At 68.0% G+C, this 13,257-nt stretch carries 20 protein-coding genes; 10 read left to right on the top strand and 10 right to left on the bottom strand.

Annotated elements, in window-relative coordinates; all coding sequences use genetic code 11:
• The first annotated feature begins 46 nt into the window (after positions 1 to 46).
• The 3 genes from ACLNEE_RS10920 (at position 47) to sepF (ending at position 2,163) form a co-directional block, all read left to right on the top strand.
• Positions 47 to 1,270, top strand: a complete 1,224-nt coding sequence (locus ACLNEE_RS10920) for an NAD(P)-binding protein (RefSeq protein ID WP_411422777.1) — start codon at positions 47 to 49, stop codon at positions 1,268 to 1,270.
• Entirely contained in the window at positions 1,270 to 1,725 is a 456-nt protein-coding gene (locus ACLNEE_RS10915) for a hypothetical protein (RefSeq protein ID WP_411422776.1), read from the top strand. Before ACLNEE_RS10920 ends, ACLNEE_RS10915 begins: the two co-directional genes overlap by 1 nt.
• Positions 1,726 to 1,878: 153 nt before the next feature.
• Positions 1,879 to 2,163, top strand: coding sequence for a cell division protein SepF (sepF, locus tag ACLNEE_RS10910; RefSeq protein ID WP_411422775.1), 285 nt, complete (start codon positions 1,879 to 1,881; stop codon positions 2,161 to 2,163).
• Here sepF and ACLNEE_RS10905 read toward each other — a convergent pair.
• Together ACLNEE_RS10905 and ACLNEE_RS10900 are read right to left on the bottom strand one after the other, a co-directional pair.
• The gene (locus ACLNEE_RS10905; protein WP_411422774.1) at positions 2,152 to 2,418 is read right to left on the bottom strand and encodes a hypothetical protein; all 267 of its coding nucleotides are present in this window, start codon (positions 2,416 to 2,418) and stop codon (positions 2,152 to 2,154) included. The genes sepF and ACLNEE_RS10905 overlap by 12 nt on opposite strands.
• A gap of 167 nt (positions 2,419 to 2,585) precedes the next feature.
• Complete coding sequence (locus tag ACLNEE_RS10900; RefSeq protein ID WP_412007090.1) at positions 2,586 to 3,224, bottom strand: esterase/lipase family protein; 639 nt, start codon at positions 3,222 to 3,224, stop codon at positions 2,586 to 2,588.
• A 114-nt stretch (positions 3,225 to 3,338) separates the two neighbouring features.
• Between ACLNEE_RS10900 and ACLNEE_RS10895 the strand changes: the two genes are divergently transcribed.
• Positions 3,339 to 3,482, top strand: a complete 144-nt coding sequence (locus ACLNEE_RS10895) for a chlorophyll a/b-binding protein (protein WP_411422772.1) — start codon at positions 3,339 to 3,341, stop codon at positions 3,480 to 3,482.
• Between the two features lie 209 nt (positions 3,483 to 3,691).
• Here the strand turns inward: ACLNEE_RS10895 and ACLNEE_RS10890 are convergent, their stop codons facing one another.
• The 4 genes from ACLNEE_RS10890 to ACLNEE_RS10875 all read right to left on the bottom strand — a co-directional run bounded on the left by ACLNEE_RS10890 (position 3,692) and on the right by ACLNEE_RS10875 (position 5,734).
• Entirely contained in the window at positions 3,692 to 4,168 is a 477-nt protein-coding gene (locus ACLNEE_RS10890) for a LexA family protein (RefSeq protein ID WP_412007089.1), read from the bottom strand.
• Between the two features lie 63 nt (positions 4,169 to 4,231).
• Positions 4,232 to 4,834 (bottom strand): hypothetical protein, encoded by a 603-nt coding sequence (locus tag ACLNEE_RS10885; RefSeq protein ID WP_411424737.1) that lies wholly within the window; start codon positions 4,832 to 4,834, stop codon positions 4,232 to 4,234.
• Positions 4,834 to 5,244 carry a PilZ domain-containing protein gene (locus ACLNEE_RS10880; RefSeq protein WP_412007088.1) on the bottom strand — a complete coding sequence of 137 codons (411 nt, stop codon included), beginning with the start codon at positions 5,242 to 5,244 and terminating at the stop codon, positions 4,834 to 4,836. Before ACLNEE_RS10880 ends, ACLNEE_RS10885 begins: the two co-directional genes overlap by 1 nt.
• An 82-nt stretch (positions 5,245 to 5,326) precedes the next feature.
• Complete coding sequence (locus ACLNEE_RS10875) at positions 5,327 to 5,734, bottom strand: winged helix-turn-helix transcriptional regulator (RefSeq protein ID WP_411424735.1); 408 nt, start codon at positions 5,732 to 5,734, stop codon at positions 5,327 to 5,329.
• A gap of 98 nt (positions 5,735 to 5,832) precedes the next feature.
• Here ACLNEE_RS10875 and ACLNEE_RS10870 point away from each other — a divergent pair, with 98 nt between their 5' ends.
• From ACLNEE_RS10870 to ACLNEE_RS10855, 4 genes are all read left to right on the top strand, one after another.
• On the top strand, positions 5,833 to 6,345 hold the full coding sequence (locus ACLNEE_RS10870) for an NADPH-dependent FMN reductase (RefSeq protein WP_411424734.1): 513 nt from the start codon (positions 5,833 to 5,835) through the stop codon (positions 6,343 to 6,345).
• Positions 6,346 to 6,389: 44 nt separating this feature from the next.
• Positions 6,390 to 7,103 (top strand): pirin family protein, encoded by a 714-nt coding sequence (locus ACLNEE_RS10865; protein WP_412007087.1) that lies wholly within the window; start codon positions 6,390 to 6,392, stop codon positions 7,101 to 7,103.
• A gap of 20 nt (positions 7,104 to 7,123) precedes the next feature.
• Positions 7,124 to 7,543 carry a hypothetical protein gene (locus tag ACLNEE_RS10860; protein WP_411424680.1) on the top strand — a complete coding sequence of 140 codons (420 nt, stop codon included), beginning with the start codon at positions 7,124 to 7,126 and terminating at the stop codon, positions 7,541 to 7,543.
• A 115-nt stretch (positions 7,544 to 7,658) separates the two neighbouring features.
• Positions 7,659 to 7,898 (top strand): hypothetical protein, encoded by a 240-nt coding sequence (locus tag ACLNEE_RS10855; protein ID WP_411424681.1) that lies wholly within the window; start codon positions 7,659 to 7,661, stop codon positions 7,896 to 7,898.
• Between the two features lie 7 nt (positions 7,899 to 7,905).
• Here ACLNEE_RS10855 and ACLNEE_RS10850 read toward each other — a convergent pair whose 3' ends face one another.
• Positions 7,906 to 8,502 (bottom strand): DUF2808 domain-containing protein, encoded by a 597-nt coding sequence (locus ACLNEE_RS10850; RefSeq protein WP_411424682.1) that lies wholly within the window; start codon positions 8,500 to 8,502, stop codon positions 7,906 to 7,908.
• A gap of 18 nt (positions 8,503 to 8,520) precedes the next feature.
• Entirely contained in the window at positions 8,521 to 9,786 is a 1,266-nt protein-coding gene (locus ACLNEE_RS10845) for a glutathione S-transferase family protein (protein ID WP_411424683.1), read from the bottom strand.
• A gap of 109 nt (positions 9,787 to 9,895) precedes the next feature.
• Between ACLNEE_RS10845 and ACLNEE_RS10840 the strand changes: the two genes are divergently transcribed.
• Positions 9,896 to 10,414, top strand: a complete 519-nt coding sequence (locus ACLNEE_RS10840; RefSeq protein ID WP_412007086.1) for a phycocyanin subunit beta — start codon at positions 9,896 to 9,898, stop codon at positions 10,412 to 10,414.
• 71 nt (positions 10,415 to 10,485) lie between these two features.
• Here ACLNEE_RS10840 and ACLNEE_RS10835 read toward each other — a convergent pair whose 3' ends face one another.
• Positions 10,486 to 10,827 (bottom strand): P-II family nitrogen regulator, encoded by a 342-nt coding sequence (locus ACLNEE_RS10835; protein ID WP_412007085.1) that lies wholly within the window; start codon positions 10,825 to 10,827, stop codon positions 10,486 to 10,488.
• A 172-nt stretch (positions 10,828 to 10,999) separates the two neighbouring features.
• Positions 11,000 to 11,224, bottom strand: a complete 225-nt coding sequence (locus ACLNEE_RS10830) for a DUF4278 domain-containing protein (RefSeq protein WP_411424210.1) — start codon at positions 11,222 to 11,224, stop codon at positions 11,000 to 11,002.
• A 506-nt stretch (positions 11,225 to 11,730) separates the two neighbouring features.
• On the opposite strand from ACLNEE_RS10830, the gene ACLNEE_RS10825 reads away from it, so the two are divergent.
• On the top strand, positions 11,731 to 13,212 hold the full coding sequence (locus tag ACLNEE_RS10825; protein ID WP_412007084.1) for an ammonium transporter: 1,482 nt from the start codon (positions 11,731 to 11,733) through the stop codon (positions 13,210 to 13,212).
• Positions 13,213 to 13,257: the final 45 nt, after the last annotated feature.

Raw genomic sequence — 13,257 nt, 5'->3', positions numbered from 1 at the left:
GGGGGGCTGCCATCCTGTGGGGAAGGAGCCGGGGGAAACTTCTTCGATGCCCCGATCCCGCGCCGCTTCCGTTGCCGTGATCGGGGCTGGTGTCGGTGGCTGCGCCCTGGTCGCCCAGCTGCGCCGGCGCGGCTTCCGGGGCCCGCTCAGCCTCTGGGAGACGGGCCGCGGGCCCGGCGGCAGGGCCAGCACCCGCCGCTCCCGCTCGGATCCTGCCCTGGCCATCGATCACGGCTCGCCGCTGCTCAACATCACGGCGGAGGCTGGGCCTGAGCTGCTCGCACCGCTGCTGGCGGGTGAGTGGATCACCCCTTGGTCCGGACTGATGGCCCTGCTGGAAGGGGAGTCGAAGCTGCACATCGGCCGTCCCGACGCCCTCGGTCTCGGCGCCCTCTATGCCGGCCGTGGCGGCATGGACCACCTCTGCCGGGGCCTGCTCACCCTGGCGGAGGCGGCCGGTCCGTCCGTCCAGGCCCACTACGGCACCCTGATCCGCCATCTGGAGGTCGGCCCCTCCGGCGCCTGGCGGCTGCTCGATCGGGACGGGGTCCTGCTCGCAGAGGCGGACTGGCTCGTGCTCGGCAGCACGCTGCTGGCCCATCCCCGCAGCTGCCTGCTCTTCGACTGGCCGGAGGTCCCGATGGCGCGCGCCGCCGCCGCTCTGGGGGACCTGCAGCTCGACCACGCCCTGACCACCATTGCCGGCATCCGCTGGGAGGCGCGCAGCAATCTGCTGCTGGTGTTCGATGCGGAGCGGGCCATCCCCTGGCGCTCCCTGCCCTTTGCGCTGGTGAACTTCGATGCCGCGGCCCAGCAGCGCTGGGGGCTGCGGCGGATCAGCATTCAACCGTTGCCCGATGGCCGCTGCGTGGTGGTGGCCCACTCGAGCGATTCCTTCGCCGCCGATCACCTGGATGTCTACGGTTCCCGCTCGGCCGCCGCGCGGATGCTGGCCCTCCCTCCCGATGAAGGGCGCGAGGAGACCGTGATCGAGGCCCTCTCCCAGGCCGTGGTGCAGTGCCTGGCTCCCTGGATCGACGGGGTGGAGGTCAGCAGCGCCGACTCCCAGTTGATGCGCTGGGGCGCCGCCTTCCCGGTGCCCCCCGGTCTGCCCTCGGAGCTGATGCTCTGTTCCGGCAGTCGCGTCGGCTTCTGTGGGGACTACCTCACAGGGGTCGGCTTCGGACGCATCGAGGGAGCCCTGCGCAGCGGCGAACGGCTGGCGGATGGTCTGCTGCAGGCTGGTGGCGTGGAAGGGAGGCGGAGCTGATGCCACGGCACGAGGACCGCGGCCCGGGAGCATCCCGCCGGCGTCTGCCGGGACTGCTGCCGGTCCTTGTGGGCTGGCTGATCGCCATCCTGGCTCTGGTGTCCGGCCCCGCCGTCGCCCCGGCCTGGTCGGCTGCCGCGGCGGAGAGCCGCTACCGCTGCGACGGTGACGTGCTGGTGGCGCGGATGGAGAACGGCGCGGTGGATGCCATCGGCATTCCCAACACCCTGGCCGGCACGCTGCCGGGGGCCTACGTGGTGATCGACTGGCGCGGCGAGCACCTCCAGTTGCCCCGCAGCAACCAGGCCGGCGCACCGCGCTACAGCGATGGCCGCTGGTGGTGGAGTCTGGAGGATCCGCTCAGACCGGATTTCCGCCAGCTGCGCGCCTCCGAGACCCGTTTCCACTGTGTCCCGGAGACGGGGACCACTACGCTCCCCCCTCCAGCCCGGTAGCTTGCCTGGGTCGAGGTGGACGATGCCCCCATCCCCTGGGGGTGTTTTCCGAGATGGGGCCCCCCGGGGCCCCTTTTGCTGTGTTGCGATGGCCGTACCGCCGTCGGGCATCCTCCTCCCCACCCGACTAGCGTTGAGTCACACGCAGTGGTCATGCAGAGTCCGTTCGGCGACTGGCTGCCTGAAGTGGTGGTGTTCAACCCCATGCGCTTCGAAGAGGCTCAGGCGATCGTGCTGGCCGTGCGGGAGCTCAAGACCGTGCTGGTCAACGCCGGGGCCATGGAGCGTGGGGAGGCCCAGCGTCTGATCGACTTCGTGGCCGGTGGCGTGAGTGCCATGGACGGCCAGGCGGAATGCCTCGACGAGGTCACCTTCGTCTTTGCGCCGGAAGTGATCCGCCTGCGACGGGACCGCGGTCCAGAAGCCTCAGGCGACTGAGGCCACCATGCTGAGCTGAAGCCAGCACCCCCCGGGTGCCAGCTTCTCGACCACCACGCTCTGGTGCCGCTCCAGCGCCACCTGCCGGGCAAAGGTCTCCGCGTCGTCGCGGTTCAGGAACCGTGGGGCCAGCACCTGCTGCGGCACGGTCTGTTCACGCTCGATCCGTGGACGGACCCGATAGCGCCCCAGTTCGGAAGGGCCGTCGCTTTCCTTCTGGCCCGTGCTGTCCTGCAGGCCGATGGTCGGCGCCATGCCGGCTTCTGGTCCGGCGCAACCGTCTTCCCGTGAACGCCTCGGCCCCAGGAAGCAACCGCCTTCGGAAACTGGCTTTTGCATGAAGCCATTGTGAAGCAGTCCTGGAGTCGGGGTCCTTCCCTTCAGAGTTTTGCCGGAATTGGGTCCACGGGCTCAGCCTGGGCTCAGCCTTTCAACAGCTCGGCGCTCAGACGCTCCAGGGCGATCGGCGAGCAGATCAGCTGCCGGTGGGTCCAGACGGGCAGGCATTCCCGGCGTCCCAGCGGCAGCACGGCGCGCCAGCCCGGGACCACCATCAGGTCGGCCGGCGAATAGAAGCTGCAGCAGTCCACGTCCTGCAACGGTGTGGGATCGCTGTTGAGCTCCTGGAGCAGTCGGCTGCCGAGCTTCATGTCGGCGATGCCGGCCAGCATCCAGCGGGGCCAGGGCTGGGCCACCAGGGATCCCTGCTGGGGACTGCCCACGCCGATGAAGCGGCGGGTGCGGCGGTGCCCCCCCATGCGCTGGATCCAGACGCGGCCGATCAGCCCCCCCATGGAGAACCCGAACAGATCGATCGGTTGATCCCGCCCGAAGCTGGCTTCGATCCGCACGGCCAGCTGCTCCGCCAGGGTTGCCACCGGAACCTGCCCCAGACCATGCGGAAGATGGGGGATCAGCAGGGGCTGGCGCCGATCGGCCAGCCGGCGCCTGAGCGGCTCGAACAGACGGGGCGTGTCCCAGAGCCCGTGAACCATCACCAGGGGCGTCCGGTCATGCAGGTTTGGCGCTCCCATCACGCCGGTGCCCGCTCCGGGGTCCACGGCACGGCCACCCCCCGGGGCCGCCCGCGGCAGAGGGCGGATCCCCTCACCTTCACCATGCTCCACAAACCTTCATATCCCGTTACACTGTGCCCATCCACCGCCACCTCACCCATGGCTGACACCACCAACCGCTTCGGCTTCGTCGCTTTCGCTGAAACCTGGAATGGCCGCCTCGCCATGATGGGCTTCGTGATCGGCCTGGCCACCGAAATCCTCACCGGCCAGGGCATTCTCGCCCAGATCGGCCTCGGCTGAGCCCCCCGCCAGCCCGTCCCCCTGACCCCCTGACCCCCCTGGCATCGTCAGGGGGGGTTTGCTGTCGCCATCCATGCCCGCTCCCCAGCCGTCCTCCTCCCTGGTGGTGAGGCTGCAGATCGCTGCCGCCGTGTTCCTGCCGATGGCCCTGCTGGGGCTGTGGCTCCGCTCCCAGGGATTCTGGTGATCCGGGCCGGGTCTGCCCCGCTTCAGCGCGCCCGGGGCAGCAGGTGGTGCACCGCGTGGATCACCACGCCCCAGATCAGCAGGTCGGGATCACCCTCCGCCACCGGGATGGGCGGGATGGTCGGATCACTCGCCACCAGGAGCCAGGACGGCGGGCGACCGCCCAGGCGGCGCAGCACGAAGCGGCCTTCGTGAACAGCCACCACCAGGCACCCGGGCATGGCATCCACGCTGCGGTCGATCACCAGCAGGTCCCCGTGGTGAATGCCGGCGTCGCGCATGGCCTCTCCCTCCACCCGCATCAGAAAGGTGGAGGTGGGCCTGGGAATGAGGGCCGCGTTCAGGTCGATCGTGGCCTCGATGTAGTCGTCGGCGGGGCTGGGGAACCCGGCGGCCACGGTTTCGGTGGCCAGCGGCAGCATCCCGGTGGAGGCCTCGCCGTCGATCGATCCGAGCCACACCAGGTCGGCGCCGCTGCCGCCGGCTGGAGTGGGCGCCACCTTGACCACAAGACCGCCCGCAGTACACCTGTACCATAGGCGGTTTCGTGGGCCGCGGCGTGCTCAGCCGCCGCAGCCGCGGCGGATCACCTCCACCTGGAGGTCCTCCAGCTCCGGGTCCGCAGGGGCTTCCGGCGCAAAGAGCAGCGACCAGGCCACGGGCACATCGCCGGCTTGGAGCGCCGATTCGATGGCGGCGAGCCAGTCGGAAGCCTGGCGTGCGAGCTGGCGGATCAGCCGCTCGGTTGTCGCCATCCGGGTTTCCGAGGCGCCGACCAGGTGCACGTGGGCAAAGGCTTCGGCAGGGGCCTCGCTCGGGCGGAGTTGCAGCAGGATCAGCTCGCCTGGGCCGATGGGGCTGGTGGGCCAGTCCAGGGGGGTGCGGATCGGCTGCTCGCGTGTGCCGGTGAGGATCCAGGTGGCCGCTCCCGGGCGGGCGATCCGCAGTTCAAGCAACGGCTCGACCACGATCAACCGCGGTCGGGATACCGGCACGATGCCGAGGGCATCGGCATCCTCCACCGGCTCGACCCGCGGGGTGACCACGCAGACGGCCACGGGGGGCTCCGGTTGCTGGATGGCCAGCATGGGGCTGGGGCCGGCCGCATCGGCGGGCACGACCAGCAGGCCTGCCAGCAGCAGCAGGGTCGTCAGCCGATGGGGCATCAGCTGAAGCCTGGGAAGTCGTGCAGCTGATCGCGGAGATCACCCAGTTGCGAGGGCGCGGGGTTCTGACCGTTGCGTCGCATCAGCGAGCGCAGGAAGGTGGTTTCGAAGTTGATCGATTCGGTGAACAGGGCACCGGCATACACCGCGTGGGTGAGGCGATCGACCCAGAGAATCCTGGCCTGGGAGTGGATCGGGGTCCCCACGCTGGGGTGGTGCATGGTGATGGGCCCCTCATGGCCGATCTCCACAAGGCTGGTGGTGGGGAACAGCAGACAGGCGCCGGACAGGCTCACATCCCAGAGACGACCATGCAGGGGTTTCGTCTCGATCCTGGTCTCGACACGGAAATCGACGCGGATGGACATGCTGATGGCCGGCACCACCTGACGGGGTTGCCGGCGCGGCACAAAGAAGGAGTCAGAGTTGGGTTGAAGTGGCACCGTCCGCGGTCAGGGCGAGGCACCATCTCAATGAGCCCGCGCTGCAAGCCTACGCAGTAGGACGCGACCCAGCCACGGGGGCGGTGATGGTTCTGTCAGCGGTCCTGGGGCTGCCAATCCGCTCTCCCCAGGCATGCAGACCATCCAGGACCGGCAGGAGTTCCCGTCCCAGGTCGGTGAGGGCGTAGTCCACCCGGGGTGGCACCTCGGGGTGGATCGTGCGGCTGAGCACGCCATCGGCTTCCAGTTCGCGCAACTGGGCGGTGAGGACCTTCTGGCTCACCCCGGGCAGAGCTTTGTGCAGATCCGAAAAGCGACGCACGGCCTGAATCAGCTCCCGCAGGATCAGCAGCTTCCAGCGCCCCTGGATGACCCGCAGGGCCACTTCGGCCTTGCAGTGGGTGTGGTCGTGGCTGCCCAGAAATCCCTGCTCGTTTGGATCGCCCTGCCTGTCCATGGGTTACCGCCAGGTCACCAACCCACCTTCTCGTACCGTCTTGCCCCCGTGGCGTGAGGTAGCCCACGATCGGGCGAGAGACCTTCGAGCCTCCAGCCATGACCGACCTGCTTGTCCTTGCCGCCAGTCATGGGGAGAACCTGCTGATGGCCGAGCGGTTCGCCGCCGCGGCCAGGGCCCGGGATCGCAGTGCCGAGGTGCTGGACCTCACCGAGCTGGCGTTGCCGCTGTTCACCTCCCGGAAGCAGGCCGAACCAGCCCCTCCAGGCCTGGCGGTGCTGCAGAGCCGGTTGGCGGGGGCACCCCGCTGGGTGATCTGCACGCCGGAGTACAACGGCTCCATTCCCCCGGTGCTCACCAGTGCGATCGCCTGGCTGTCGGTGCAGGGTGAGGACTTCCGGAGCCTGTTCAACCAGCGGCCAATCGCCATCGCCTCCCGCTCCGGCGGGGGTGGCCACACCGTGCTGGTCGCCCTGAGGCTCCAGCTGGCCCATCTCGGGGCTGAGGTGGTCGGCCGTCAGCTGGTGAGCACCGCGGCCACTCCCGCCAAGGACAGCTCCATCGACGATCTCGTGGACCGTCTCTTCGCCCACGCCGTACCCCGCTGCTGACCTCCGCGACGACCTCTGCGACGACCTCTGCGATGACCTCTGCGATGACTTCCGCCGACGTTCTGGCGCCCCTGCTCCTGCGCCCCGCCGCTGAACGGTTCCACAGCCAGCTGGACTGGCTGGACAGCTGGCATTCCTTTTCCTTCGCCAGCCACTACGACCCGGCCTGGATGGGCTTCGGGCCGCTGCGCGTGATCAATGACGACACCCTGGCTCCTGGCCGCGGATTTGGCCTGCATCCCCACCGCGGCATGGAGATCGTCACGGTGATGGTGGAGGGCCAGCTGACCCATCGCGATTCGATGGGGCATGCGGAGGTCCTGCGGGCCGGTGAGGTTCAGTGCATGAGTGCCGGCACCGGGGTGGTGCACAGCGAGATGAACGAGGGCGATCGGCCCTGTCGTCTGCTGCAGATCTGGATCGAGCCCACCAGCCCCGGCCTGCCACCGACCTATGCCCAGAAGGCCTTTGCGCTGGATGGGGGTTGGACCCCACTGCTCGATCCGCACGGGGCCCACGGTGCGCTGTCGGTGGGTCGGCCGGTGCGGTTGTGGCGTTCGAGGCCCGGGGCCGGTGACGTGCTGGATGTGGCGATCGCACCGGACCGTCTGGGCTGGCTGCAGCTGATCGCGGGTGACGGCCGGATGTCGGGTCGAAGCCTGCGGCAAGGCGATGGGATCGGTTTCTCCTCCGGTGCTCCGCAGCGCTTTGAGGCAGGATCGGCGGGCGCTGATCTGCTCCTGTTCGAACTGCGCTAGCCATGACCCAGCATGGAGAGGTGGTTCTCCTCCCAACCCGGCTCGCGATGCTCCAGCCTCCGCGCGGCTACCTCACCCTGGCCTGGCTGGGCCTGGTGGCGAACATCCTGATCGTGCCGTTCACGCTGGGCGTCATCCTGCTGGATCCCACCTGGCGCGGCGTGCACATCGCCGTCGGATCCAGTGCGGTGCTGCCCACGGCCGCCGTTGGTCTGGTGGGCGCGATCGCCCTGTTGCGCTGGCGGGCCTGGGGCCAGATCGTGGCGATCGTCGGCCTGTCGATGAGCCTGGCCGTGGCCCTGCCCTACGGCATCGTGCGACTGGCGCTGCTGCCCGAGGGGCGGCCGCTCACAGCGATCGCCGCTGCCCTGCTCTGGACGGTCAACATCGCGGCCCTGGTGTTCTGGTGCCGGCCCTCCATCCGCCGCTACCTCACCTGAGCCCACGGGGCCGGCTGCCGGTCAGGCCGTCCAGGACACCGAAAGATGTTGTGAAGGTGACAGTTTCAGGCTGGCACACCGGCGATGATTTCATCCAGATGTCGTGTTGTGAGAGATGGCTCCAGTCCACGCCCAGCATGTGCGCCACTACCGGCTCGTCGATCAGCAGGGGGCTCCCCACCCGGTGCTCGACGACCTCTATGAATCCCTCGACGCCGCCTGGGCTGAGGCCATGGGCTGGTGGCAGGAGCAGTTCGGGGCCACCCAGGACCCGGTGGAGATCGGCGTGGAGGTCAGCACGGCCAGTGGCGACTGGCGCACCCTCCGTTTCCCCGGTGGGTTTCCCGGCATCTGAGCCGGTTTCAGCGCCAGTCGGGGTCGTAGATCCTGAGGGTGGCGAATCCCAGCGACACGGCTGAGGGGTTGGGGCCCGCCGGCAGGGCCATGACCTGGAACAGGTAGGTGTCCGACATCGAGGGATTGGCCCATGGCTTCAGCATCACGGTGAGGGTCGATCCGGGAGGCACGGGCTCCGGAAACCGCACGGTGACCAGGCGCTCCTCCTGGTCGAACGCTGCCTCCACCGGCACGGCCGGGCCTTCGCGACGGGGTTGACCGAGAAAGGCGCGGGTGCGGCCGGGGCTGAACTGGAACTGGGTATCGACACCGCGCGTCTGGCGAAACTGCAACTCGCCGAGGGCGGCGCCGGCATCCTCCGCCAGGACCACGGTGAAGTAGTACTCGGCCGAAGGCTGGGAGACCGTGCTGTTGTAGCTGCGCAGCGTGACCTTCCAGGGGGGGCGCGTGAAATGGGTGGCCCCGCGCAGCTCCAGGGCCCTGAGCGGCGCCGGCGGCAACAGGCCCGTGGCAATCGCGCCGAGCCCTGCCGTCACGACCAGGGGAGCCAGGTGCCGCAGCAGGGTGGCGGAGACGCGGGGGGGGACGCCAGGCGGGGTCATGGCTTCGCGGGGGCCTGCTCAGACACTAGGTGGGCTGGTCAGAAAGGGCCGGGGATCCTGGTCGCGTCGGTGTCTCTGGGGCAGGGCGGTTCCCTGGCCCTGCGGGTCCAGGGGATCCCGCAGGGCGGTGTCCTCGAGGGCCTGACGCAGACGCCGCGCGGCGTGCAGCGGCATGTCGCGCGGCACGCTGATCCGGTCGCGCAGGTAGCGAAGCCCGGGGGCCGTTCCCGGCGGCGGCGGGCAGGCCATCGGGCTGATCAGCTCGGTGAGGGCACAGCGCAGGGCCGTGTCCATGGCCGGATCGGCCAGGGGGGGGCGTTGCAACAGCGTTGCGCGGTGGCGCAGCACCCGGGCCAGGGCCCGAAGGGCCGCGTCCGCCGGCTCCGCGGCGGCAGTTTCAGGGTCGGTGCCGTCGGCGAGGGTCAGGGGCCAGGGGCCGTGGTCGATGCGTCTGGCCAGCAGCTGTTGCCCGGCTGAGCCATTGGCGTAACAGCCCCCCATCTGGGGGGGGAGGTCGTGGGCATGGGTATGGAAATCGCCCTGGGTCCCGAGGTAAGTGGCGCGCTGCTCGAGGGCCCTGAACCAGCCGCCGATGGCGGGGTGCGCCTCGCGGAGCAGGAAGCCCTTGTAATAGGCCAGGGAGGCATTCATGCGCTCGAGGTAGGGCACGAACACCAGGTCGGCCGTGGACAGCTCCCCCAGCAGAAAGGGGCCGTCCCCGGCTGTGAGGGCCTCTTCCATGGTCTCGGCCCAGCGCTGGAAGCCCTGGCGCGCCTCCTGATCATCCCTGGGGCTGGACGCCGGGTAGCAGAGCCACTGGCACCAGGCACGGAACAGCATCCGCTCCAGCCGCCGCAGCGCCAGCACCTCCGGATCGCCCATGCCGCGCTGGAGGGGGCCGAAGGCCAGCTCCAGCTCCTCGAGGATCCGGTCGCTCTCGGTGATCAGGCGGCCGTCGAGCTCCAGGGCCGGCAGCATCCCGGAGGGCACCCGATGCCGGTACCAGCTCTCCTTCTCCCCGTAGCAGACCATCGTGACCTTGCGGATCCTGTAGGGGATCTGCCGTTCCTCCAGCCAGAGCCACACCTTCTGGCAGTAGGGACACCAGGCGTGGTGGTCCCGGTAGAGCGTGACGCGCACGGCGCTCTCGGACTGGCCGAAGAGCCGCAGCACGGCCTGGGCATTGGTGGGGCCATGGATCCGGGCCAGCTCCTCCTCCCCCGCCGTGGGTACGGGGGCGTGGGCCTCGAGCTCCTGCCACTCCATCACCGGCGTGGATGTCATCGGGCTGGTCAGGGGAGGCCCGTTCTAGGTGATGGCCTCGGCCTGCCGTTCGCGTCAGCCAGGCCAGGCTTCTTAGGCTTCACCACGGCAGTCCATTCCGTTCCATTCCATGTTTGACGCCTTCACCAAGGTCGTGGCCCAGGCCGATGCCCGCGGCGAATTCCTCAACCCCGGCCAGATCGATGCGCTCGCCGCCATGGTTGCCGATGGGAGCAAGCGCATGGACACGGTGAACCGCATCACCTCCAACGCTTCCAAGATCGTCACCAACGCCGCTCGCGATCTCTTCGATCAGCAGCCTGCTCTCATCGCCCCCGGTGGTAACGCCTACACCCACCGCCGCATGGCTGCCTGCCTGCGTGACATGGAGATCGTCCTCCGCTACGTCACCTACGCCATCTTCACCGGTGACGCCTCCGTTCTGGAAGATCGCTGCCTCAACGGCCTCCGCGAGACCTACCTCGCCCTCGGCGTTCCCGGCGCTTCCGTCGCTGAAGGCATCCGCAAGATGAAGGACGCCGCCATCGCCATCGCCAACGACCGCAACGGCATCACCCCCGGTGACTGCTCCGCCCTCATGAGCGAAGTCGGCACCTACTTCGACCGCGCTGCCGCCGCTGTCGGCTGATCGGCCTGATCAACCGATCGACGCCATCGCCTTACGAAGGCTCCGGGTGCCAGCCCCGGAGTCCTTCATGTTCAGCTCAACGTGCTGTCGCCCGTTTCTCCGGTGCGGATGCGGATCACGGTCTCCACGGGCGTGACGATGATCTTGCCGTCCCCGATTTCACCGGTGTGGGCGGTGGTCCTGATGGCCTCGATCACCGAATCCAAGGACTGATCGGTCACCACGGTGGTGATCTGCATCTTGGTGAGGAGTCTCGCCTCGACCTTCACGCCGCGGTAGACCTCGGTGTGCCCCATCTGTTTGCCAAAACCCTGCACCGGGGTGACGGTCATGCCGTTGATGCCGAGGGCCACCAAGGCTTCCTTGATGGCGTCCAGCTTCTCGGGGCGCACGACGGCTTGGATCTGTTTCACGCAATACAGGACCTTGTGTCCCAGGTTTAAGGGCTGATGGGGTGGCGTTCTGTAGCAATGACACCCTTCTTTGACATTGTGGCCCCTTGGTGGCCCTGTTCGTCCTGCCCCTTCCCGGCTGGCCGCTGGCCTCTGCCACCGTCAGGGCACAGCGACCGCCGGGCCATGGGCCTCAGGCGTGGCCGTTGGCCTGCTGGGTGCTTTCGCGGGAGTGGTGGTGGTAGCTGGTGCCGCGATACTGCAGTTCCACCAACGGATCCACCGGGGCGGCTTCGTGCCGCAGCGGGGCAAAGAAATGGCGGCCGCGGTAGGTGTGCTCCACCGCCTCAGCGGAGGGGTGCTCGTGCTGGTCGGCGTTGTAGGGGATGCCGCGGTAGCGCAGTTTGGAATCGCTCATCGTGGGGACCTCTTCGGAAAGGAGAGCAGACGGTCCGTCAGAGACGGCCGGGGTGAAGGAGAGGAGCGTTGCTTCACCCGGCCATGGCCGGGTTACTTCCAGCAGACGTCTTGCCGGGGATACCGCGTGCTGCCGGACGCTGATGGACAGAGGCCGGGCAGTCGAACGGGGTGGACCGGGACGTACAGATCAACGTTTTGTCCTGTTGTCCTGCAGGCCTTGTTCCACAGGGCTTGCCCTGCAGCCTGTACCTGCCAGGCCTTTTCTAGCGATTGCCGCTGTCCATGGTGAACATAATTCCGTCTTTTTAACAAAGCTTATTTCGGGCCGGCTCGGCAGTGGCGGCGCGCGCACCTTCGGTCGTCCGCGTCGCCGCCGCGGAGGTCGGCGCCTCGAGTTTTCTGTATCGAAAAGAACATCGGAGTGACCGGCTTGCGCGCATTGTCACTTCCGATGGATGTCCGATGGCATCCAACCCCACCGTGCAGCCGCCTTCTGAACTGCCCATGACCATCGCATCGCACCCTCCCAGGCGACCGAAACGCCTCAGGGAGGCGAGTTTGTCGGATGCCCCCTCGCTTTTGCTGGGTCGCATTCGTGGCCTTTCCTCCAGCCGCCTCGTCTGGTTGGCCTGCGTTCCCGTGGCCCTCTTCGGCCTGGGTGTTTTCAACCTCACCGCCCACGCCGCCGAGCTGCCGGAGCTCACCCCAGCCTTCCTCGCCAACAACTTCTTCCTGTTCATCTGCGCGGTGCTGGTGATCTTCATGAACGCCGGCTTCGCCATGGTGGAAGCCGGGCTGTGCCGTCAGAAGAACGCCGTCAATATCCTGTTCAAGAACCTGCTGGTTTTTGCCGTTGCCGTTTCGGCTTACTGGTTCATCGGCTACAAGCTGATGTACAACGCTGACTGGGTCATTCCCGGTTGGTTCAAATTCGGGGGCCTGTTCTTCGATCCCACCGTCACCCCCGAAATGGTGACCGAGGGCAAGCTGGTGCCCAGCGTCGACTTCCTCTTCCAGGCCGCCTTCGCCGGCACGGCCGCCACCATCGTCTCCGGTCTGGTGGCCGAGCGGATCAAGTTCGCCGAATTCGTGGTCTTCTCCCTGCTCCTGGTCGGCATCGTCTATCCGATCCTGGGGAGCTGGCAGTGGAACTTCCCCGATGATGCCGGTGCTGGCGGTGGCTGGCTCAGCACCCTGGGCTTCATTGATTTCGCCGGTTCCACGATTGTGCACTCCGTCGGTGCCTGGGCCGGCATCGTCGGCGCCGCCCTGCTCGGCCCCCGCATCGGCAAGTTCGTGGGAGGCAAGCCCCAGGCCATTCCCGGTCACAACCTGGCCATCGCCACCCTGGGTTGCCTGATCCTCTGGATCGGCTGGTATGGCTTCAACCCCGGCTCATGGCTCTCCCTGGCTCCTGAGGTTCCCTACATCGCCGTCACCACCACCCTCGGTGCTGCCGGTGGTGGCATCGCTGCCACGCTGACCTCCCAGTTGCCCGGGATGGGACCCGACAAGCGCCCTGGCAAGCCTGACCTCACGATGACCATCAACGGCATCCTCGCCGGCCTGGTCGGCGTGACCGCCGGTTGCGACGGCTTTTCCATGCCGGCCGCCTGGGTGGTGGGCTTCTTTGCCGGTGTGATCGTGGTGTTCTCCGTCGCCTTCATCGACGCCATCAAGATCGATGACCCCGTGGGTGCCTTCTCCGTCCACGGCAGCTGCGGAGTCTGGGCCACCCTGGCCGTGGGCCTGTTCAACACCGACAAGGGCCTGTTCACCGGCCATGGCTTCAGCCAGCTCGGCATCCAGTTCGTCGGGGTCATTTCCTACGCCGTCGCCGCGGTTGTGGCCTCGCTGATTCTCTGGTCGATCATCGGAGCCGTCTTCGGTGGGCTTCGCGTCACCGAGGAAGAGGAGATCATCGGCCTTGACATCGGTGAGCACGGCATGGAGGCCTATCCGGATTTCGCCCCCAGTGCGAAATAGGCCGCTCATCGGCTGACCCTCAACGTTGCTCCATCCCCAAGTCCG

This window comes from Aphanothece stagnina RSMan2012, from assembly GCF_046764815.1.
Lineage (GTDB): Bacteria > Cyanobacteriota > Cyanobacteriia > PCC-6307 > Cyanobiaceae > NIES-981.
The sequence above is the reverse complement of the archived record's forward strand: the minus strand, read 5'-3'. Positions and strand labels throughout refer to the sequence as shown.

Excerpts from the sequence above, each read along its gene's own strand:
- ACLNEE_RS10915 (WP_411422776.1), top strand. The coding sequence starts at position 1,270 with ATGCCACGGCACGAGGACCGCGGCCCGGGAGCATCCCGCCGGCGTCTG.
- ACLNEE_RS10840 (WP_412007086.1), top strand. The coding sequence starts at position 9,896 with ATGTTTGACGCCTTCACCAAGGTCGTGGCCCAGGCCGATGCCCGCGGC.
- ACLNEE_RS10905 (WP_411422774.1), bottom strand. The coding sequence starts at position 2,418 with ATGGCGCCGACCATCGGCCTGCAGGACAGCACGGGCCAGAAGGAAAGC.
- ACLNEE_RS10830 (WP_411424210.1), bottom strand. The coding sequence starts at position 11,224 with ATGAGCGATTCCAAACTGCGCTACCGCGGCATCCCCTACAACGCCGAC.
- ACLNEE_RS10895 (WP_411422772.1), top strand. The coding sequence starts at position 3,339 with ATGGCTGACACCACCAACCGCTTCGGCTTCGTCGCTTTCGCTGAAACC.
- ACLNEE_RS10850 (WP_411424682.1), bottom strand. The coding sequence starts at position 8,502 with ATGACCCCGCCTGGCGTCCCCCCCCGCGTCTCCGCCACCCTGCTGCGG.
- ACLNEE_RS10845 (WP_411424683.1), bottom strand. The coding sequence starts at position 9,786 with ATGACATCCACGCCGGTGATGGAGTGGCAGGAGCTCGAGGCCCACGCC.
- ACLNEE_RS10855 (WP_411424681.1), top strand. The coding sequence starts at position 7,659 with ATGGCTCCAGTCCACGCCCAGCATGTGCGCCACTACCGGCTCGTCGAT.
- ACLNEE_RS10870 (WP_411424734.1), top strand. The coding sequence starts at position 5,833 with ATGACCGACCTGCTTGTCCTTGCCGCCAGTCATGGGGAGAACCTGCTG.
- ACLNEE_RS10920 (WP_411422777.1), top strand. The coding sequence starts at position 47 with ATGCCCCGATCCCGCGCCGCTTCCGTTGCCGTGATCGGGGCTGGTGTC.
- ACLNEE_RS10875 (WP_411424735.1), bottom strand. The coding sequence starts at position 5,734 with ATGGACAGGCAGGGCGATCCAAACGAGCAGGGATTTCTGGGCAGCCAC.
- ACLNEE_RS10885 (WP_411424737.1), bottom strand. The coding sequence starts at position 4,834 with ATGCCCCATCGGCTGACGACCCTGCTGCTGCTGGCAGGCCTGCTGGTC.
- ACLNEE_RS10825 (WP_412007084.1), top strand. The coding sequence starts at position 11,731 with ATGACCATCGCATCGCACCCTCCCAGGCGACCGAAACGCCTCAGGGAG.
- sepF (WP_411422775.1), top strand. The coding sequence starts at position 1,879 with ATGCAGAGTCCGTTCGGCGACTGGCTGCCTGAAGTGGTGGTGTTCAAC.
- ACLNEE_RS10865 (WP_412007087.1), top strand. The coding sequence starts at position 6,390 with ATGACTTCCGCCGACGTTCTGGCGCCCCTGCTCCTGCGCCCCGCCGCT.